The 19,947-nt window shown below is 65.7% G+C and carries 20 protein-coding genes; 7 read left to right on the forward strand and 13 right to left on the reverse strand.

Features of this window, described 5'->3' with window-relative positions; all coding sequences use genetic code 11:
- Nucleotides 1–18: 18 nt before the first annotated feature.
- The 8 genes from AC5Y5O_RS26060 to AC5Y5O_RS26095 form a co-directional block, all read right to left on the reverse strand.
- Nucleotides 19–1,269 (reverse strand): MlaD family protein, encoded by a 1,251-nt coding sequence (locus tag AC5Y5O_RS26060; RefSeq protein WP_096288455.1) that lies wholly within the window; start codon nucleotides 1,267–1,269, stop codon nucleotides 19–21.
- Nucleotides 1,266–2,474 (reverse strand): MlaD family protein, encoded by a 1,209-nt coding sequence (locus AC5Y5O_RS26065; RefSeq protein WP_096288453.1) that lies wholly within the window; start codon nucleotides 2,472–2,474, stop codon nucleotides 1,266–1,268. Before AC5Y5O_RS26065 ends, AC5Y5O_RS26060 begins: the two co-directional genes overlap by 4 nt.
- Nucleotides 2,471–3,589, reverse strand: a complete 1,119-nt coding sequence (locus AC5Y5O_RS26070; protein WP_500028043.1) for an MCE family protein — start codon at nucleotides 3,587–3,589, stop codon at nucleotides 2,471–2,473. The genes AC5Y5O_RS26065 and AC5Y5O_RS26070 overlap by 4 nt, the downstream gene beginning before the upstream one ends.
- Nucleotides 3,589–4,569 (reverse strand): MlaD family protein, encoded by a 981-nt coding sequence (locus AC5Y5O_RS26075; RefSeq protein WP_500028059.1) that lies wholly within the window; start codon nucleotides 4,567–4,569, stop codon nucleotides 3,589–3,591. Before AC5Y5O_RS26075 ends, AC5Y5O_RS26070 begins: the two co-directional genes overlap by 1 nt.
- 67 nt (nucleotides 4,570–4,636) lie before the next feature.
- Entirely contained in the window at nucleotides 4,637–5,692 is a 1,056-nt protein-coding gene (locus AC5Y5O_RS26080) for an MCE family protein (protein WP_096288449.1), read from the reverse strand.
- The gene (locus tag AC5Y5O_RS26085) at nucleotides 5,689–7,257 is read right to left on the reverse strand and encodes an MlaD family protein (protein ID WP_096288447.1); all 1,569 of its coding nucleotides are present in this window, start codon (nucleotides 7,255–7,257) and stop codon (nucleotides 5,689–5,691) included. Before AC5Y5O_RS26085 ends, AC5Y5O_RS26080 begins: the two co-directional genes overlap by 4 nt.
- 4 nt (nucleotides 7,258–7,261) lie before the next feature.
- Nucleotides 7,262–8,125 (reverse strand): ABC transporter permease, encoded by an 864-nt coding sequence (locus tag AC5Y5O_RS26090; protein ID WP_096288445.1) that lies wholly within the window; start codon nucleotides 8,123–8,125, stop codon nucleotides 7,262–7,264.
- A gap of 1 nt (nucleotide 8,126) precedes the next feature.
- On the reverse strand, nucleotides 8,127–8,966 hold the full coding sequence (locus AC5Y5O_RS26095; RefSeq protein WP_096288442.1) for an MlaE family ABC transporter permease: 840 nt from the start codon (nucleotides 8,964–8,966) through the stop codon (nucleotides 8,127–8,129).
- Nucleotides 8,967–9,236: 270 nt separating this feature from the next.
- Between AC5Y5O_RS26095 and AC5Y5O_RS26100 the strand changes: the two genes are divergently transcribed.
- The 5 genes from AC5Y5O_RS26100 to AC5Y5O_RS26120 all read left to right on the forward strand — a co-directional run bounded on the left by AC5Y5O_RS26100 (nucleotide 9,237) and on the right by AC5Y5O_RS26120 (nucleotide 13,062).
- Nucleotides 9,237–9,836 (forward strand): TetR family transcriptional regulator, encoded by a 600-nt coding sequence (locus AC5Y5O_RS26100; protein ID WP_096288439.1) that lies wholly within the window; start codon nucleotides 9,237–9,239, stop codon nucleotides 9,834–9,836.
- 94 nt (nucleotides 9,837–9,930) lie between these two features.
- A complete protein-coding gene (locus tag AC5Y5O_RS26105; RefSeq protein ID WP_090603224.1) occupies nucleotides 9,931–10,212 on the forward strand; it encodes a phosphoribosyl-ATP diphosphatase in 282 nt (93 codons plus the stop codon).
- Nucleotides 10,213–10,214: 2 nt separating this feature from the next.
- Complete coding sequence (hisG, locus tag AC5Y5O_RS26110; protein ID WP_096288436.1) at nucleotides 10,215–11,072, forward strand: ATP phosphoribosyltransferase; 858 nt, start codon at nucleotides 10,215–10,217, stop codon at nucleotides 11,070–11,072.
- 110 nt (nucleotides 11,073–11,182) lie between these two features.
- Nucleotides 11,183–11,695: a DUF4126 domain-containing protein gene (locus AC5Y5O_RS26115; protein WP_096288434.1), complete on the forward strand. Its 513-nt coding sequence runs from the start codon at nucleotides 11,183–11,185 to the stop codon at nucleotides 11,693–11,695.
- Nucleotides 11,692–13,062 carry an FAD-containing oxidoreductase gene (locus AC5Y5O_RS26120; protein ID WP_500028049.1) on the forward strand — a complete coding sequence of 457 codons (1,371 nt, stop codon included), beginning with the start codon at nucleotides 11,692–11,694 and terminating at the stop codon, nucleotides 13,060–13,062. Before AC5Y5O_RS26115 ends, AC5Y5O_RS26120 begins: the two co-directional genes overlap by 4 nt.
- 6 nt (nucleotides 13,063–13,068) lie before the next feature.
- Here the strand turns inward: AC5Y5O_RS26120 and AC5Y5O_RS26125 are convergent, their stop codons facing one another.
- Nucleotides 13,069–13,959 (reverse strand): RecB family exonuclease, encoded by an 891-nt coding sequence (locus tag AC5Y5O_RS26125; RefSeq protein ID WP_096288430.1) that lies wholly within the window; start codon nucleotides 13,957–13,959, stop codon nucleotides 13,069–13,071.
- Nucleotides 13,960–14,032: 73 nt separating this feature from the next.
- On the opposite strand from AC5Y5O_RS26125, the gene trmI reads away from it, so the two are divergent.
- Nucleotides 14,033–14,875: a tRNA (adenine(58)-N(1))-methyltransferase TrmI gene (trmI, locus tag AC5Y5O_RS26130; protein ID WP_096291196.1), complete on the forward strand. Its 843-nt coding sequence runs from the start codon at nucleotides 14,033–14,035 to the stop codon at nucleotides 14,873–14,875.
- Nucleotides 14,876–14,911: 36 nt separating this feature from the next.
- Here trmI and AC5Y5O_RS26135 read toward each other — a convergent pair whose 3' ends face one another.
- Together AC5Y5O_RS26135 and lppK are read right to left on the reverse strand one after the other, a co-directional pair.
- On the reverse strand, nucleotides 14,912–15,220 hold the full coding sequence (locus AC5Y5O_RS26135) for a DUF503 domain-containing protein (RefSeq protein ID WP_096288428.1): 309 nt from the start codon (nucleotides 15,218–15,220) through the stop codon (nucleotides 14,912–14,914).
- Nucleotides 15,220–15,918 (reverse strand): lipoprotein LppK, encoded by a 699-nt coding sequence (lppK, locus tag AC5Y5O_RS26140; protein ID WP_500028051.1) that lies wholly within the window; start codon nucleotides 15,916–15,918, stop codon nucleotides 15,220–15,222. Before lppK ends, AC5Y5O_RS26135 begins: the two co-directional genes overlap by 1 nt.
- 322 nt (nucleotides 15,919–16,240) lie before the next feature.
- Between lppK and arc the strand changes: the two genes are divergently transcribed.
- A complete protein-coding gene (arc, locus tag AC5Y5O_RS26145) occupies nucleotides 16,241–18,070 on the forward strand; it encodes a proteasome ATPase (RefSeq protein WP_096288426.1) in 1,830 nt (609 codons plus the stop codon).
- 20 nt (nucleotides 18,071–18,090) lie between these two features.
- Here arc and AC5Y5O_RS26150 read toward each other — a convergent pair whose 3' ends face one another.
- Nucleotides 18,091–18,696, reverse strand: coding sequence for a hypothetical protein (locus AC5Y5O_RS26150; RefSeq protein ID WP_500028052.1), 606 nt, complete (start codon nucleotides 18,694–18,696; stop codon nucleotides 18,091–18,093).
- A gap of 4 nt (nucleotides 18,697–18,700) precedes the next feature.
- On the reverse strand, nucleotides 18,701–19,882 hold the full coding sequence (locus AC5Y5O_RS26155) for a hypothetical protein (RefSeq protein ID WP_500028053.1): 1,182 nt from the start codon (nucleotides 19,880–19,882) through the stop codon (nucleotides 18,701–18,703).
- Nucleotides 19,883–19,947 lie beyond the last annotated feature (65 nt).

A 19,947-nucleotide genomic window follows, 5' to 3' on the forward strand; every position in this document is an offset into this window, starting at 1 on the left:
TCAGAGTTTAGGTCGGTCTCAGTGGGGCGGTTCGATCGGCAGCGGGGGTCCGCCGTACGGCGTCGGAATCGTGAAGCGGCCGTTGGGTGTTGGGTCGGTTCTGCGGCCCAGGTCCGCTCCCGGCGGCGGACCGGCGGTGTCGTCGCCGCCCGGGCGCGGCGCGTTCTTGGCCCCGCGGATCGACACGGCGGGGTCGGTGTCGCGGCAATAGGTGTACATGAACGGCTCGTAGTAGTCCGCGGCCGAAGGCGGGTGCGCGGGCGTCCCGTAATCACACACATAACGGGGATAGAGGTCGGCGATTGCCCAGACTCCCTGGTCGTGGAAGGAGCTCGACACCGCGTCCAGCACCGAGCCACGGTAGTCGGGGAACAGCGCGTTGAGCGCCGGCACCCGCTGATAGAGCAATTGCGACATGGTGGCCATGCTGCCCAGCAGCTGCACCATCGTCTCGGAATTGTCCGAGAACAATTTGTCGACCGCCGACAGCGTCTGCGGTGTCTGCGCGGTCAGCCGCCGGTAGCCGGCTTGCATGCGCGCAACCCCGGACAACGTGCGGTTGAGTTCGGTTGCGGTGGAGGCTAATCCGGCGTTCTTATCACTCGCCAGGGTGAGCACCACCCGGCTGGTCTTGATGATGCTGGTCGTCTGGGGCAGCACCGAGTCGAGCGTCGACAACAAGAACGTGCCGCCGTCGACGATGGCGGCCAGCTTCGCCGGGCCCTGGCTGCTCAGGCTCAGTTCCTTCTTGATCAGCTCGACCTTGCGGGGGTCGACCTGGGCCAGCATCCCGTCGGCGTCGCCGAGCAACTGCGCCAGGCTGACCGGAACACTGGTGTGGGCCGGCGCGATCAGGCTGCCGTCGTGGAGGTACGGCCCGGCGTCGGATTCGGCTTGGAAGTCGATGTACTGCTCGCCGGCCGGCGAGAGCGCCGACACGCGCGCGACGCTGCTGGCCGGAATCCGCACCTTCGAGGAGATGCTGGCGATCGCGTTGACTCCACTGTCGGTGATCTGCAACGACTCGACGCGACCAATCCGCACGCCGCGCAACGCCACATCCTGATTGGGCAGCAGGCCACCGGATTCGGGTAGCTGCACGGTGACTCGATAGGACGACGCCAGCGGTGCTACTCGCAATGCCCCGATCAGCAGGTAAGCGGTTCCGACCACCAGGGTGAGCACCAGTCCGGCCACCGACAGCCAGACCTGCTGGCGGTGAGCCGCCCGCACCACCCGGACCACGACGTTGGCCGCCGCGGCGATCATGGCCGCGGTCCCGGCGCCGGCGACAAAGGACCGGGGGCGATGTCGATTTGGCCCGGGACGTTCGGGTCGGGCACGACGGGAACCTGCGGGGAGTTCGGGCCGCGCCCGACCACGCGTTCTTGCAGGCGCCAGAGGGTGTATTTCAGGGTGCCGACGAGAAGGTTCATGTTGTAGTGGTGCGGCCCGTGCAGCCCGATGTCGCCGGGATATCCGATGTCGGGCAACGATCCGAGGATCAGCTTGTCGACGCCCACGTGCACCGAAATCGCGCTTCCCGACGTCGATTTGACCAAGGGGGGAATCAGCCGGTTGATCGCGTAAAAGCTGGTATCCGGGCTTACCGCAACGTCGTTGGCGGCCCCGGCGATCGTGTTGAGGTCGCGGATCATGCTGCGCCCGCTGGTGTCGGTTCCCCCGATCGACGGGAACCTGGCCAGCAACCGGGAGGTGTTGCCCACCTGCACCGCCAGATCCGACAGCTGGGTGGTGTTGTCGGCCAGGGCCGAGGTGGCGGGCCGGGCCGCGGTCATCAAGTCGGTGACGGTGGCGTCTTTGGCATCGAGTTCGTCTGCCAGACGTGATAATTCGGTCAGCGCGCCCGAGATCTGGCCCGATCTGCCGTCGAGCGTTGCGACCAGTTGGTTGGACTTGCGGATCAGCTCACCGAACGCCTGGCCCTGATCACCGGTGGCCTTCCCGAAACCGTTGATGATGTTGGTGAAATTGCGCACCGCTCCGCCGTTGACGAGGATCGCCGCCGAGCTCAGCACCGATTCGACGGTCGCCGCCGCGGCCGTCGAATCCAGGCCGATGGTGTCGCCGTCGTGCAGCATCGGATCGTCGACGGGATCGTCGGCGGGGGGCTTCAGCGCGACGAACACGTCGCCCAGCGGTGTGGCGGTGCGCAATTCGGCGGTACTACCGCGGGCCAGCCGCACCCCGTTTCTGATCCGCAGCGTGGTGACCGCGGTGTAGTCACGTGCGACCATCGCTTCGACCTGCCCGACGTCGGCGCCGGCGAGCTTCACCTTGGCGTTCATCGGAAGGTTGAGTGCATTGGAGAACACCGCGGTCAAGCTGTATCCGCCCGAACCCAGCCCCGGAGCCGGAAGAGGCAGGCTGGCAAGACCATTCGTGCCGCATCCGGAGGCGATCAGCACCGTGGCCGCGATGGCCAGTGCGACGCGGGCGCGGGCGGTGATCATTTCTGCCCCATCGCGGCCATGCCGTCCAGCACGTAGGTCAACCCGAAATCCGGCCCGAAGTCCTGGATTGTTCCGGTGCTGCATCCGAGTTGCCGCAGGCCCATCAGGTTGCAGATCTCTTTGGTGTATTGGCTGTCGAAGACCAATCGGTCGGTGAGGAAACGGGCGCGCACGGCACCGTTGGCGCGGTCGATCATGTTGTAGGCGTTGTCGGCCAGCATCGGTGCCACATCGAGGAGCTCGGCGAGGTCGCGCCGCTGATTGGTCACCATCGTCAGCATTTTGTTGCCGCTGGACAGAGATTTCTTGATGGTGTCCCGGTTGGTGTCGAGCAGCTCACCGGCCCGTTGCACCAGCTGGTCGAATCTCCGTCCGGTACTGCCGCCGCCGATGTCCTCGTCGGCCATGATCTGGCTGACTTGGTGGATGGTGGAGGCGAATTCGCGCAGCTTGCCGTCGTTGGCGGCAACCGCGTCGAACAGCGCGCTGATGTTCTTGACGATTGTGGTGATCTGCTCGCGGGTCGCCGCACCGCCGTCGCTGGACAGGCGCAGCGCCCGGGACAGCTCGTCGAGCGCCGATTTGATCTGCCCGCCGTTGCCTTCGACAACCTTGGTTCCGTTGTTGAGTACGTCGGCGACGGGGCCACCGCCGTGGCCGTCGCCCTCGAGCGACTTGGTGACCTTGTCGAGAACGCTGAGCACGCGGCTGAATTCGACGGGCGTCTTGGTTCGGGTCAGGCCGATGGTGTCGTGGTTCTGCAGCACCGGACCGCCGCGATAGGGCGGCGTCAGCTCGATCTGCCGGTCGGTGAGGATCGAGGTGGACACCGTGACGGCTTGGGCGGTAGCGGGTACCTTGACGTGGCGATCGACGGTGAATTCGACTTCGACATAGCCGCCCTTGGCGTTGATTCTGGTGATCTTGCCCACCGGCATTCCCAATACGGCGACCACGTTGCCCTCGTAAAGGCCTGAGGCGCTGTCGAATTGGGCCGTTACCGTGATGGTGTCCTGATCAGGTGCCAGGTACCACCAGCCGACCCCGGCGGCCGCGGCCACCACCACCAGGGCGGCGACGATGGCCACCGCCCTGGACCGGATCTTCGAGGCCATCACTTGCAGTCCTTGAAGTATTGGATCATCCCGAACTGTTTGGCGCGGCCGCTGATGGCGCACATCCACGAGTCGACGAGCGGGACGTTGTTGGCGTTGAAATTCAGCGCGTTGCCCTCGCCGGTGAGGTTGGCCGCCTCCCGGAAGAAGATTGGGCTGATTTGCAGCAGGTTGCTCATCAGGTCGTCGTGTTGCGCCATCATCGCGGTGAAGTCGCGCATGTCCGCGATCAGCGAGTCAAGACCGGACCGGTCGTTGACCATGATCTGGCTCATGGTGTCGACGAGGTTGGTCAGCGATTGCATCATCGCGTGGAAAACGGCTCGCCGCGCGACGAATTGGCCCAGCAGGTCCTGTCCCTGGTTGATCAGGTTGCCGAGGCCGGCCTGCTGGCGCCGCAATGTGTTGGTCACCCGTTCGGTGCTCCCCAGCAGCTGACCGAGTTGGTCGCGTCGCACAGCGATGATGGACGACAGCGAGTGAATGTTCGTCATCGCCTGTGGCACCACCGCGGGCAAGCCCTCGAGTTGCTTGCCCAGCACCGCGAGCGATTGCGCGAACCGGTCGGAGTCGACCTGCTCGAATGTCGTGGTGGCATCCTGCAATGCGGATTGCAAGTCGTAGGGAACCTCGGTGTGCGCCAGGTCAAAGGTTCCGCGGGGCAGTGCGGCCGAGCCGTTGGGCTGCACCGAGAGATAACGCGATCCCAGAATCGTGGTGACCTTGATCGTGGCTCGAGAATCCTTGCCCAGCACGATGTTGTCGCGAATCTTCAGCCCCGCCTCGACGTGATCGCCGTCGAGTTTCATGCTGGTCACTTCGCCGACCGGGATGCCCGCGACCACGATCGGGTTGCCGGGCCGCAGCGAGGCGGCCTGCAGAAACTCGGCGGTGTAGTGCCGGTAACCGGCACCGAGCGCGTGGACCGCCAGCATGCCCCCGATCACGACCGCCACCACCGTGACGGCGATAAACCCCATCCAGGTGGTGTTGTAGCTTTCCAGCGGACGCTTCCTGATCCTCGAAAGCCGAAGCCGGACAGACGTATCAGCCACCGGCGGTGCTCCTGCATCTGGGTGTGTGCCACGTCTTGTTTCCCGGGGTGGCGGCGGCGACGATGATCGGCACGACGTCGTTCAGGCCGGGAAAGAAGCCCATGAAGTTGACGTCGCACACATAGGCGTTGCCGTAGGCGCCCTGGTTACCCACTCGGACAAGCCCTTTGAGGAGCAGCGGGATGTTGTCGCCGAAAAAGGCCACCTGAGGCTCGACATCCATCAGGTGCCTGGCCACCCCGGGTTTGCGGTCGATGAATTCACGCAGCGCGGGGTAGACGTCGTTGGCCGACGTCGAGAGCCGGCCCATCACCCGGGACAGGGAACCCAGCGAGGCCACCAGCTCGGGACGCCGGCGGTCGAGTTGGTCGACCACGTCGCGGGTTTGGGTGATGACGCCGTCGAAATTGTCGTTCTGCCGCGCCAGGTTGCCGACCACCTTGTTGAGGTTGGTGATCACGTCGCCGAGGGCCTGGTCTCGTCCGGCGAATGTCTGTGTGAGCGTTGACGTCTGGCTGATCAGCGTGGTCAGTGACGAGGTGTCGCCCTGCAGCGACGCGATGATTCCCTTGGTGAGGTTGTCGGCGTCCTGCGGGTTCAGCAGACTGAACAGCGGCTCGTAACCGTTGAGCAGCGCGGTGACGTCAAAGGATGGTTCGGTGCGTTCCAGCGGCAGCACACTGCCCGGCGGCAGCAGGCCTCGACTGCCCTGGGGCCCCAACGACAGCCCGAGGTAACGTTGTCCGACGATGTTTTGGTACGTCACCGACGCGACGGTGTTGCCGTACAGGTGCTGAGCGGTTTGCACCACGAAAGCGACTCTCGCGAGTTTTCCGTCGAGTTCGACGCTTTCCACCCGGCCCACCCGCACTCCGGCCATCCGGACATCGTCGCCTTCGCGCAGCCCGTAGACATCGGTGAACAGTGCCGAATACTTGGTCGTGTCGCCGGCGACGTCACGTCGCAGGCTCACGTACACCAGCCAGGTCAGCGTCAGCGCGACGACCATGAACAGCGTCAGACCGATCAGCGGCGCACGAAATCTCATCTCGCTGCTCCGGACTTCAAAGAGACCGTGGATCCGCGGGCCACGGGTCCCAGCAGTAGCTCGGTGGCCGGCGTGGCGGTCTGGCCGGTGATCACGCTGAGCATATTCCGCTCGTATTGGCTGCCGACGGGTCCGACGTTGCCTCCGAAGGACGATTGCGGTATCCACGGTGCTTTCGGCGCCACCGGCGGAACCCACGGTGCGTTCGGCGACGGAGTTGCCGGAGCACCGGGTGCCGGGTTATCGGGGTTGGCGCTGCCGGGTACCGGCGGCGACGGTGTAATCCCAGGGGCCAGTGGGGGATTGGGGTCGGTCAGGTCGGGATTCGGGTTGATCAACGGTGGTCCGACGGCGACGAGGTTTCCGTTGGGCCCGATGACGGTTCCCGGCGGCGGCGCCAGATCCTTGGGCGGCTGATAGTTCTGCGGCAGCAGCACTTCCGGCAGGTCGGGGCGCACCGGGATCAGCGGTGCGGTAAAGCAGCTGGGCCCCTTCAGGTCTCCGTAATGTGGACAGTCCGCGCGGGTGTAGGTGGAGCTAGGAGTAAAGGTCAGCATCGCGCGCATATTGCCGACGTCTTGGCCCGGCACCCAGACTTCCTCCATGAACCTGTTGGCGAGGTTGTCCAACTTGGTGACCGCGGGCACGAAGTTGTTCGACTTCATCGCCAACACACCCAGCACCGGGGTGAAATCGCTGGTGATGTGGATGAGCTGGTCGATGTGATGGTCGAAGGACTGATGCACGGTGGCGACGGTGTCTTCGGCGCCGGAGAGCAGCGCGGTCAACTGCCCCCGCGTCTCGGCGAAGGTTTGCATCGGTTCGACGGCCTGGTGCAAGGCGTCGAGCAGATCGGGTGCGGTGGCCTGCAGCCCACGAGCCGCGTCAACCAGCGCGGACACGGTCGACGGCCCGGTGTCGGTGCTGACGATCGAATTCAGTTGGTCGAGAAGGCGATTCAGCTGCGCCCCGGCGTTCAGCAACGGAACGCGGCGGTGGTCGGTGGCCGCTCCCAGCGCGGCCAGGATCCCGATGGATCTGTCGTCGCGGCCACGGCCGGCGGCGGCGAGCAGGTCGCGCAACTTGCTGACGGTGGTCTGGAACAGCACGGTCGGAAGCCGGGTGTCTTCGGGGATGTGCGCGCCGGGGCGGATCGCCCCGCCCGGGCCCTGCTGTCTCGCCGAGCCCACCAGCTGCACCGACGACACCGCGAAAACGTTGCTGGGCACCACGCGAGCGGTGACCCCGGCCGGAATCGACTTGGCGTACTCGGTTTTGAGATCGATGTGGACGTAGTTGGGTTTTCCGTTGGACGCCGGGATCACATCATCGACCGTCCCGACGAGCACGCCGTGATACTTGACGTCGGACTTCTGCGGCAGCCCGTCGCCGACGTTGACCAGATCGGCGACCACCCGGACATAGTCGTTGAGCCGGCCGGTGGACTTGAGCAGCATCGCGACGGTGAGCAGCGCCGCGACCACTACCACCACGGTGCCGGTGAGAAGCAACTGCCGGTCCGAGGGCCCGCGGCCGTCCAGCTCAAAGGAATTCGGCTTACCCATCTGGCTAACCACCGAACCTTGCGCCGGCGTCTACCCCCCACAACGCCATGGTGAGCAGCATGTTCACCATGATCACGACGGTGATGCTGGCCCGCATTCCGTGCCCGGCGGCCACCCCGACGCCCTCCGGCCCGCCGGTCGCGTAATAGCCGTAGTAGCACTGAATGGTGGACGCGATCCAGACGAAGATCACGGCCTTGATCAAGGAGTAGACGATGTCCTGGCCGGCCAGCATCAGCGTGAAGTAATGCAGGTAGGAGCCCGTCGAGCCACCGCTGCTGATCCCCACCACCAGCTGGGTGGTCAGATAGCCGATCGCCAGGCACGCCACATACAGCGGGACGATGGCCGCGACCGAGGCGATCAGTCGCGTCGTCACCAGATACGGAATCGGGCGGATCGCAATGGATTCCAGCGCATCGATCTCCTCGGCGATCCGCATCGACCCCAACTGGGCGGTGAAGCGGCAACCACCCTGCATGGCGAACGCCAGCGACGCCATCAGCGGTGCCAGCTCGCGGGTGTTGACCAACGACGAGACGAAGCCGGTGGCCGGCCCGAGGCCCAGCAGGTCCAGGAAGTTGTAACCCTCGATGCCGACCAGCGCGCCCACGGTCATGCCGAGAACGACGGCCACACCGGCGGTTCCGCCACCCACCACGATTGAGCCGTTGCCCCAGGTGATGTTCGACAGCAGCCGCAGGAACTCGCCGCGGTACTGGCGCAACGCGAGCGGCACCGCGACCAGCGCCCGGATGAAAAAGACCAGCAAATGGCCCAGCCGGATAATCGGCACCGTGCCCCGGCGATACAGCCGCAGCATCGGGACGGTGATGGGGGCCAACGGCAGGTAGGGGGCGGCCGCCATGTCAGAGCCCCGTCCTGGGCACCAACATGATGTAGAGCTGGCTGATCGCGACGTTGACGATCATCAGCAGCAGGATCGCTTCGACGACAGCGGCATTGACCGAGTTCGCGACGCCCGTTGGGCCACCGACGGTGGACAGGCCCTTCTGCGCCGACACAACGGCGACGATCGCACCGAAAATGACCGCTTTCACCAACGCCAAAACCATGTCGTCGGTGGTCGCGAACGACGCGAAGGTCGACACGAAGCTGCCGGGCGCGCCGTTCTGGAAATACACGTTGAACATGTAGCTCGCGAAAAATCCGACGAAGCACACCACACCGGTGAGCGCGACGCCGATCATGATGGCCGCGGCAAAGCGGGGCACCACCAGGCGGCGGATCACCGATACGCCCATCACCTCCATCGCGTCGGTTTCCTCCCGCATGGTTCGTGACCCCAGATCGGCGGTGATCGCCGAGCCGACGGCCGAGGCCATCAACACGGCGGCGACCAACGACGCGCCCTGCCGGATGACGGCCAGACCGCTGGCCGCGCCGGCCAGCGAGGTGGCGCCCACCTGGCCGGCGAGCAGGGCGAATTGAATGGACAGGGTGACGCTGATCGGCAGTGACACCAGAATCGTCGGCAATACCGCGGTGCCCGCCATGAACGCACCCTGTCGAACAAACTCCTGCCACTGAAATCGGCCCGTCAACAGGTCGAAAAAGAAGTACTGAATGGTGCGCACACCAAGGACGAACTGTTCGCCCACCGTCGTCAGCGAGGCAATCGGGTGACGTTTGACGTAGCCGACAGACCAGTTCTGGATGGCGATGACGCCGTCTTCCCGGGTCGTCATCGCGCGACTATTTGTCGTATGTCTAGCAAACTCACGGCACCCGTCATCGCGAACCAGTTACGTCCTGACCGCCGAGCGGAGGGTTCGGAGCTCGTGAAGCCTAACTTTACAAAAATAGCCTTATCAGGTTCCGTAACTTCGCAGCTCATAGGCGTGTGCTGAGTCACATTAGCCTACTTGATAGGGACTTTCAATAGTGTAGAGTCACTCATCTGGATCGCCGCTGAGCGACTCCATGGGCTGAAACGTCGGACTGGCGAAGGTGAACGCATGCCCTCAGCAAACACCGGCTCGTTGCGAGACCGTCGCCGTGCTGAGCTAGTTTCGCAGATCCAGCAGACCGCCCAGCGGCTTTTCGCAGAACGTGGTTTCGACGCGGTGACCACCGAGGACATCGCCGCGGCGGCCGGCGTATCGATCAGCACCTATTTCCGGTACGCGCCCACCAAGGAGAGCCTGCTGGTCGGTCCCGTCCGGGAGGCCAGCGCGGAGATCGTCGAGTCCTACAGCGCCAGACCATCGGACGAGTCACCGGTCGAGGCGTTGATCCGGCTGTTCGTCGCGCGTGCGCAAGAGGTGATCGAAGTCCAGACGCTGGACACCTGGCGCCAGGCCGTCGCCACCGCCCCGCACCTGTTGAGCCAATCGGTGCTGGTCACCGAAACCGAACATCGCGAATTCATCGCGCAGGTGGCTTCCCGCATGGGCGTCGACGCAGCGTCAGACATCCGGCCCGCACTGTTGGTGCACACCAGTTTGGCCACGGCCAAATTCGTCATCGATCGCTGGCTCACCGAACCCGTCGACGGACCGGAGTTTCACGTTCAGCTCGAAAAGGCGCTGCGCATGACGCTCGCCGGGTTCGACTAGCGGGTTGCCCGCACTGCGAAACAACCTGTGCAACTTCGGGATTCCGGTAGGCAACGTCACCAGGAGAAACCGAGGTGACTTTGCTCGCTGCCTCGTGAAACAATCGCTGGCCGTGAAGACATTCGAGGACCTGTTCGCCGAACTCGGCGACCGTGCCCGCACCCGACCGGCCGGCAGTGCCACGGTCGCCGCGCTCGACGGCGGGATCCATGGGCTGGGCAAGAAGATCCTGGAGGAGGCCGGCGAGGTGTGGCTGGCCGCCGAGCATGAATCCAACGACGCATTGGCCGAGGAGATCAGTCAGTTGCTGTACTGGGCTCAGGTGCTGATGATCGCGCGCGGACTGTCCCTCGACGACGTTTATCGGAAGCTATGAGCATGCTGCGAGTCGCCGTGCCGAACAAGGGCACGCTCAGTGAGCCGGCCAGTGAGATCCTCTCGGAGGCCGGCTACCGGCGGCGCACCGATTCCAAAGACCTCACCGTCATCGACCGCGCCAACCATGTCGAGTTCTTCTTCCTGCGGCCCAAAGACATTGCCATCTACGTCGGTTCGGGACAGCTCGACTTCGGCATCACCGGGCGCGACCTGGTGCTCGACTCGGACGCGCCGGTGACCGAATGCCTGGCACTGGGTTTCGGTTCGTCCAGCTTCCGCTATGCGGGGCCGGCCGGTTTCGACTGGACGACGGCCGACCTGGCCGGCAAGAGGATCGCCACCGCATACCCGAATCTGGTACGAAAAGATCTGGCGGACAAGGGAATTGAAGCGACGGTCATCAGACTTGACGGCGCCGTGGAGATTTCGGTGCAGCTCGGCGTGGCCGACGCGATCGCCGACGTGGTCGGATCCGGCCGCACCCTGAGCCTGCACGATCTGGTGGCCTTCGGTGAGCCGCTGTGTGATTCGGAGGCGGTGCTGATCGAGCGCGCCACCGGGGACCGCGACGGAGCGCAGCGGGCGGCACGCGATCAGCTGGTCGCGCGGATTCAGGGTGTGGTGTTCGGGCAGCAGTATTTGATGCTCGACTACGACTGCCCGCGCTCGGTGCTGGATCAAGCCACGTCGATCACGCCGGGCCTGGAGTCGCCGACCATCGCCCCGCTCGCCGACCCGGACTGGGTCGCGATCCGCGCGCTGGTGCCGCGTCGGGGTGTCAACGAGATCATGGACGAGCTCGCGTCCATCGGCGCCAAAGCGATCCTGGCGTCCGATATCAGGTTCTGCCGATTCTGATCTCACCAGCTCGGCCCCGGCTGTGTTAGCGTCCGGCTAGGGGTAGGGGCCCGAACGGCCGCCGCCCGCTCTTTTGGTTGCCGCGCTGTTCATCCCCCAGGAGGGTCGCCGTGACGCATGTCCTTGTTCTGTTGCTGGCTTTGCTGATTGGCGTTGTCGCGGGGTTGCGCTCCCTGACGGCGCCCGCGGTGGTCGCGTGGGCCGCGTACCTCGGCTGGATCGACTTGCACGGCACCTGGGCATCGTGGCTGGGCAACATCATCACCGTCGTCATCTTCAGCGTTCTGGCCGTCGGCGAATTGGTGAACGACAAGCTGCCCAAGACGCCGCCGCGGACGGCGCCACCAGTCTTCGCGGCCCGGCTGCTGATGGGCGGGCTCGCGGGCGCGGCGCTGGGCGCGTGGCCGCACTGGACGTTCACCGCCCTCGGGGCCGGCATCATCGGCGCGGTGCTGGGCACCCTCGGTGGCTATCAGGCGCGCAAGCGGCTGGTGGCGGTCAGCGGTGGGCGGGACCTGCCGATCGCGCTGCTCGAGGATGCGGTCGCGATCCTGGGCGGGTTCGCCGTCGCGGCACTGACGGGTCACGTACTGGCCGAATACCTGATCTCGGCCGTTAAGTGAGCGAGCATTTCGATGCGATCATCGTCGGCGCCGGCCAAGCGGGACCCCCGCTTGCGGGTCGGCTGACCGCCGCGGGGCAGCGCGTCGCGATCGTCGAGCGCAAGCTGATCGGTGGCACTTGCGTCAACAACGGATGCATCCCGACCAAAACACTGGTCGCCAGCGCGCACGCCGCCCATCTGGCCCGCCGCGGCGGCGAATACGGTGTGGCGACCGGGTGGATCAGCGTGGACATGGTGAAAGTCAAGGACCGCAAAGAGGGCATCGTGCTCGCCGACCGCAAGGGTGTCGAGGACTGGCTCGAGGGCATGGACGGCTGCACCGTTGTTCGCGGCCATGCCCGTTTCATCGACCCGCACACCCTGCGCGTCGACGACCGGGAGCTGCACGCCGACCGGATCTTCCTCAACGTCGGTGGCCGCGCCGTCGTGCCCGACGTCCCAGGCCTGGCCGATGTCGACTACCTCACCAACGTGTCCATCCTCGAACTCGACACGCTGCCAACGCATCTCGTTATCGTCGGCGGTAGTTACATCGCTCTGGAGTTCGCCCAGATGTACCGTCGCTTCGGCGCTGCGGTCACCGTGGTGGAGCGGGGTCCGCGGTTGGCCTCCCGCGAAGACGAGGACGTCTCGGCCACCATCAAGGAAATTCTGGAATCCGAAGGCATCGCGATCATCCTGGGTGCCGACGATGTGCGGATCGCCAAGACAGACAACGGATTCGAACTCACCCCACGCGCCGGTGCCGACCCCATTGTGGGAAGCCACCTGCTGATGGCGGTGGGCCGCCGGCCCAACACCGACGATCTGGGACTCGAGGCTGCCGGTGTGCAGACCGACGCGCGAGGCTACGTCGTCGTCGACGACGCGCTCAAGACCAACGTTGATCACATCTGGGCGATGGGCGACTGCAACGGCAAGGGCGCCTTCACTCACACCTCGTACAACGACTACGAGATCGTGGCCGCCAATCTGCTCGACGACGATCCACGCCGGGTCAGCGACCGCATCACCACCTACGCGCTCTACATCGATCCACCGCTGGGCCGCGCCGGGATGACGGTCGGCGAGGTCCGCGCGTCGGGCCGCAAGGCGCTGATCGGTACGCGGCCGATGACCAGAGTCGGCCGAGCAGTGGAAAAGGGTGAGACGCAAGGCTTTATGCAGGTGGTCGTCGACGCGGAAACCGACCAGATCCTCGGTGCGGCCATCCTCGGGGTCGGCGGTGACGGGGCCATCCACGCCATTCTGGATGTCATGTCGGCCAAGGTGCCCTACACCACGTTGTCGCGCACGATGCACATTCATCCGACCGTCAGCGAGCTCATTCCCACCATGCTGCAGGAGATGACACCGCTCGACTAGCGGCGTCTAGGCCGCCGGTTCGCTCGAACACGAAATGGCTTGCGCCCGAACGTCGTCCGGCCAGCCGGGGTAGGGCGGCGGGGTGCCGCCGAAAACCGGGCAGAATTCCTGGTGCGGACACCAGTCGCACAACCGCGACTTGCTGGGGCGGAAATCGCCTGTCGCACCGGCAGATTGGATGGCACGCCAGATCGCCATCAAGGTCTTCTCGAAGCGCTCCAGCTCGTCGAGCTCGGGCGAGTAGTCCAGCACCTGGCCGTCAGCGAGGTAGATCAGGCGCAGTCGGGTCGGCGGCACCCCGCGGGTGCGCAGCAGCGCCACCGCATAGAACTTCATCTGAAACATCGCCTTGAACTCGGCCAGTGCCCGCGCCTCCGGCGGCGCCTTGCCGGTCTTGTAGTCGACCACCCGCAGCTCGCCGGTGGCCGCGACGTCGATGCGGTCGATGAAGCCACGCAGCAGCGTGCCGTCGGCGAGTTCCACCTCCACCCGCTGCTCGCAGCACTGCGGGTCGAATCGGGTCGGGTCTTCCAGCCGGTAATAGCCGGACAGCAGCGCGCGAGCATCCTCGAGTACCTGGGCGCGCTGCACGGCGTCCAGCTCGCCGAACCGGCCGGGTTCGGCGGCGATCACCTGCTCCCACGCGGGCTCCAGCAGCGAGATCGCCGTCTGGGGATCGCGCGATGCCGCGGGCAGACCGTAGAGCTGCTCGAGCGCGGCGTGCACGACCGACCCGCGGATCTGCGCGGTCGACGGCGGCTCGGGCAGGCGGTCGATCGCCCGGAACCGGTACAACAACGGGCACTGCTTGAAGTCGGCCGCACGCGACGGCGACAGTGCCGGCCGCGAAGCCGGTCTGGAAGCCGCCCGCGCCTGGTCTTCTGGCTGGTCGGTCATATTCGCAGCCTAGGACGCCGTGCCGACAACCCCGAGCATCGCCAACGGCGAGTCGGCTGGCACGCTGAACGGCGTGTCCAACACCGGTCCATTCGTCGTCGGCGAGCGTGTTCAGCTCACCGACGCCAAGGGCCGTCACTACACGGTGGAGCTGACCGAGGGTGCGGAGTTCCACACTCACCGCGGTGCGATCCCGCACGACACGATCATCGGGCTGCAGCAGGGCAGCGTGGTCAAATCCAGCAACGGCAACCCGTACCTGGTGCTGCGCCCGCTACTGGTCGACTACATCATGTCCATGCCGCGCGGGCCGCAGGTCATCTATCCCAAGGACGCCGCGCAGATCGTGCACGAGGGCGACATCTTTCCGGGAGCCCGCGTCCTGGAGGCCGGAGCCGGCTCCGGCGCGCTGACCTGTTCGCTGTTGCGCGCGGTGGGTCCCGAGGGGCGGGTGGTGTCCTACGAAGTGCGTGCGGATCACGCCGAACATGCGCGGCGCAACGTGGACGTCTTCTTCGGCGGGGCGCCGGGCAACTGGGAGCTGATCATCGGCGACGTCGTCGACTCCGGGCTGCCCGACGGCTCCTTCGACCGGGCGGTGCTGGACATGCTGTCGCCGTGGGAGGTGCTGGAAGCGGTATCGCGGCTCGTCGTCGCAGGCGGGGTGCTGCTGATCTACGTGGCCACGGTCACCCAGCTGTCGAAGGTGGTGGAGGCGCTGCGGGCCCGGCAGTGCTGGACCGAACCACGCGCCTGGGAGACGATGCAGCGCGGCTGGCATGTCGTCGGCCTGGCCGTCCGGCCACAGCACACCATGCGCGGCCACACCGCCTTCCTGGTGGCGTCGCGACGGCTCGCGCCGGGCACAGTGGCCCCGATGCCGTTGGGCCGCAAGCGGGCGGGCCGGGACGGCTAGGGCCAGCTAGTCCCAGCTAGGCCCGGCTAGTCCCAGCTAGTCTTGGTCCTCGCTGCGCACCAGCGAGCGTCGCACCGACAGCAGCTCGAACTCGGGATGCGCGGCGACCAGACGTTCGGCCGCATCCAGGACGTCGACGGCATGCGCCCGGTCACCGGACACCAGGGCCACCCCGATGCCCGCTCGCCGATACAGCTCCTGCGAACCGGTCTCGGCGGCCGACACGCTGAACTTGCGGCGCAACTCGGCGACGACGGGACGGATCATTGAGCGCTTCTCCTTGAGCGATCGCACCCCAAGCTCCGGGCCCAGCAGCACGTCGAATTCCAGCCAGGCGATCCACATCAGCCGGGTGCGGGTTGGGCGGGCGCGGACTCGGCAGGAGGCGCGGGCGTCGGCGGTGAAGCGGGTGCCGGCGGCGCAGCCGGGGCGGCTGACGGCGGAGCGGGCGAGGGAGAAGGTGGCTGGACCGGTTCCGGCGGCGGGGGCAGCGGAATGGTCGGGCTGGGTGGCGGGGGTGGCGGGGCCGGCGAGTTGCCCAGCGCCAACAGCATTTCCGCCGTCTTCCGGGAAAGCTGCCAGCCGCCCGTCAACGGAGCGAACTCCATCGGAAAGGTGAACGCGCCGTTGGGCCCCTTGGCGGTGTTGACGCCGACCGTGGCCACCACGTTGGCCGGATTCTTGTCCGACCATGCGATGTTGTTCGCCACGAACGTCATCGGGAGGTAGCCGTTGTCGCGCAGCGCGTTGACGAACTTGTCCAGCGTGGCCGCGCTTTCCGGCGTCGCGCCTTCGACGAGGTTCACCTTGTTCATCCCGGGGACATTCGGATCGACAAGCCGGTTCAGCACCTCGACCAGAGCTTCGGGCACGGGCAGCGGCGCGGTCGGTGGAGCCGCGACGATCAGCGGACTCGACGTCGGCACCGGCACCGCCAGACTCGTCGACGGCAGCACCTTGGGTTCGCTGTGCGAGCATGCCGCGACCCCGAACGCCGCCACGGCGGTGGCGGCGCTCAGCGCTAGCGACAGGTGTCGGTGCATCCGTTGACCGCCCGGGCTATTCGGCGCCGTCTGATTCGAGGCCTGATTCTTGGAGGGCGGTGGTTGCCGCGATCTGGCCAACTGGTGCAATGGAAGTCACAGTTGGAAACATTGCGTTGACGACCGCGACCACGGCAGGGCCTGTGGTGAGGGGTTTTGCGGTCAAGGGGTGTCCTTTCGGTGGTCCCAAATCGACGCCGAGGTTACCAGCGGGAGTAAAGACGCGACTTTTGATGGCTTTTGAGTTCACGCATGAACGGCCAATCGCCGGTAGCGTTGTAAGGATCCACCGCATCAATTCGGGGCGGGAAAGGAGCGCAACATGGGTGAGTCAGAGCGTTCTGAAGCATTCGGGATCAATCATGAAACCGGCATGTCCAGCAGCGATGCTGCCGAGCTGGAACAGCTGCGCCGCGAAGCCGCGGTGCTGCGTGAGCAACTTGAGCAAGCCGCCGAATCGCCGGCCGGCACGCGCTCCGCACGCGATGTGCATCAACTCGAAGCGCGGATCGACTCGCTTGCGGCCCGCAATTCCAAATTAATGGAAACTCTTAAAGAGGCCCGGCAACAACTGCTGGCGCTGCGGGAAGAAGTCGACCGGCTCGGGCAGCCGCCGAGTGGTTACGGCGTTTTGCTTGCGTCGCATGAGGACGAAACCGTCGACGTGTTCACCTCGGGTCGCAAGATGCGACTGACCTGCTCGCCCAACATCGACGTGCCGGCGCTGCGCAAGGGACAGACGGTTCGGCTCAACGAAGCCCTGACCGTCGTCGAGGCCGGGACGTACGAATCCGTGGGTGAGATCTCGACTCTGCGTGAGGTGCTCAACGACGGACACCGCGCACTGGTCGTGGGCCACGCCGACGAGGAACGGATCGTCTGGCTGGCCGAGCCGCTGGTGGCCGAGGACTTGCCCGACGGGGTTCCCGACGCACTCAACGATGACACCAGGCCGCGCAAGTTGCGGCCTGGCGATTCTCTGCTGGTCGACACCAAAGCCGGCTACGCGTTCGAGCGCATTCCCAAGGCCGAGGTCGAGGACCTGGTGCTCGAAGAGGTGCCCGACGTCAGCTACCAGGACATCGGCGGTCTGACCCGGCAGATCGAGCAGATCCGCGACGCGGTGGAGCTGCCGTTCCTGCACAAGGAGCTGTACCGGGAGTACGCGCTGCGTCCGCCCAAGGGTGTGTTGCTCTACGGTCCGCCCGGTTGCGGTAAGACGCTGATCGCCAAGGCGGTCGCCAATTCGCTGGCCAAGAAGATGGCCGAGGTGCGCGGCGACGACGCCCGCGAGGCGAAGTCGTACTTCCTCAACATCAAGGGTCCCGAGCTGCTGAACAAGTTCGTCGGCGAGACCGAGCGGCACATCCGGCTGATCTTCCAGCGGGCCCGCGAGAAGGCGTCGGAGGGTACGCCGGTGATCGTGTTCTTCGACGAGATGGACTCGATCTTCCGTACCCGCGGTACCGGGGTGTCGTCGGACGTCGAGACCACGGTGGTCCCGCAGCTGCTGAGCGAGATCGACGGTGTCGAGGGTCTGGAGAACGTCATCGTGATCGGCGCCTCCAACCGCGAGGACATGATCGACCCCGCGATCCTGCGGCCCGGACGTCTCGATGTGAAGATCAAGATCGAGCGGCCCGATGCCGAAGCGGCACAAGACATCTTCTCGAAGTATCTGGTCGAGACGCTGCCCGTGCACGCCGACGATCTCGCCGAGTTCGACGGCGACCGGTCGGCCTGCGTCCACGCGATGATCGAGAAGGTCGTCGAGCGGATGTACGCCGAGATCGACGACAACCGGTTCCTGGAGGTCACCTACGCCAACGGTGACAAGGAAGTCATGTACTTCAAGGACTTCAACTCCGGGGCCATGATTCAGAACGTCGTCGACCGGGCGAAGAAGAACGCGATCAAGTCGGTGCTGGAGACCGGTCAGCCCGGTCTGCGGATACAGCACCTGCTGGACTCCATCGTCGACGAGTTCGCCGAGAACGAGGACCTGCCCAACACCACCAACCCCGACGACTGGGCGCGGATCTCGGGCAAGAAGGGTGAGCGGATCGTGTACATCCGCACCCTGGTCACCGGCAAGTCGTCGAGCGCGTCGCGCGCCATCGACACCGAGTCGAACCTCGGCCAGTACCTCTAGGGATCCAATCCCTAAGCGGCTCAGTCGAATTCGAACGAGTAGGTGTTCGTCAGGTCGTCCTGCGTCACACGCGCGGGACGATCTGTCGTGTCGACCCGCAGCGTCTCGGTGAGCACCCGCGGCTGATAGCTCCACCCTTCGGGCAGTGTCAGTCGCTCGGCCAGCCCGGCCAGATCGGCGCGCGACAGGTTGGGGTCGGCGACCTGGCTCCAGGTCTGCATGACCCAGCGCTTGCCGTCGGGATCGATCAGTTCGTAGATCTCTTCGCCGGCGTTGAAGACGAAGACCGTATTGCGACTCACTTCGTTGACGGTGTAGGGCGCGGGGTTCATCGACGACAGCTCCACGGTGGCCTGCTTGATCATCTCGATGCCGCCGAACGTCATCCGCTCTTGCGGACCATCGGCCTGCTTTTCGATCGCGTTCATCAGCCAGTAGCGCGGGCCGTTGAGCAAGGCCGCGGCGGCGCCGTGTTCGGCCGCGATGGCCGTCGCGTCGAGCTTGGACCACAACTCGGCCGGACAGTCGTTGAGCGGAAAGCTGTTGTAAACGGTGGCTTGTGGGCCGGATTCACCCACCTCGACGAGAAGTACTTCGCCATAACGTTTCCCGGACAGGTCGGTCACTTGCTTACTCGCTTTCTCTCGTTGTGTCGGATTCGTCGGCGACGTTGCCCAGGTAGCGGTTGCGCGCGGCCAGGGCGGTGTGCAGGTCGTCGACCAGTGGATCGAGGAACATCGCTCGGTACTCGGCATCGTCGACCGCGCGGGCCGCGATGTACATGAACGTCAGCGCGCCGAGGAACAGGCACATGTGGATCAGCGAATCCGGTACGGGCAGCGTCCATCCCAGCACCGTCGCGGTGCTCACCGAGGTGTGCGTCCATTCGTTGAGCAGCGACGGCGTCAGGACGATCAGGCCGAGAATGAGATACATGGTGGCGCCGACGAGCGCGACCACCAGGATCTCGACCAGCTGCGAGGTCGCCAGCAGGAACACCACGTTGAGGCGTTCCGCTTTCTTCAGCGCCGAGCCGGGCGACGGGTCGGCCATCGCGGCGAACGGAGTTTCGGCGAGGGCCTCGTTGCCCTCGGGTAGTGACGCCGTCGACCTGAGCAGCGGCCTGACCCGCTCGACGGTTTTGGAGACGACGAATGCCCCCGCGATGCCGAGCAGAAAGGCGATCGCCAGTGAGAGCCGTTCGCCGTTGATGGTGGCCGCCATCAGCCAGACGTAGGTGTTGAAGAACACCAACGCGGTCAGCAGCACGATCGGCAGGGCCCGGACCGCGAGCGTGCCGACCGTCGCGAGGTGTTCGACCGTCATCCGCACCGCCCACGCGAGCACCGACCCGACACCGGAACCGGTCAGCACCAACACCAGCGCCAGAATCACCGCGTCGCGCGTCAGCCGGACGGGGCCGCTTTCTACGACTCCACAGAAAATGACGAACGCCAGCGCCAGCGATGCGACCGCCGCGCGGGTGCGCCCGCTCGACATGCGCGACACCAGCCAGCCGAACAGGGCGGCCAGCGGCAGGGCGGCCGCGAGCAAGGCCAGGATCACCCACTGCCGCGTCGTGGGTGTCCCGTCGATGAAGACCTCATTGCCGTCGCTGGCGAAGAAGCAACCCAGCAGGCAGGCTTCGATGGTCGCCCATGCGGTCAGCATCGGTGACGACCGCGGCCAGAGCCGTCGCCATCGGCCCCGCGTCGTGAGCACCGACGGCAAACCGCGCTCCAAGAACCACTTTTCAGCCGCGGCCGTCGCCGCCTTCTGGCTGTTCGGCGTGCGGCGCGCAGTTATGTCCACACCGGCACACCCTAATGGCGCAGACGCCTGATGCGCTGGCGGTTCTCAAGTGCCAAGCGTTAGTG

The organism is Mycobacterium sp. NGS40 (assembly GCF_059812735.1).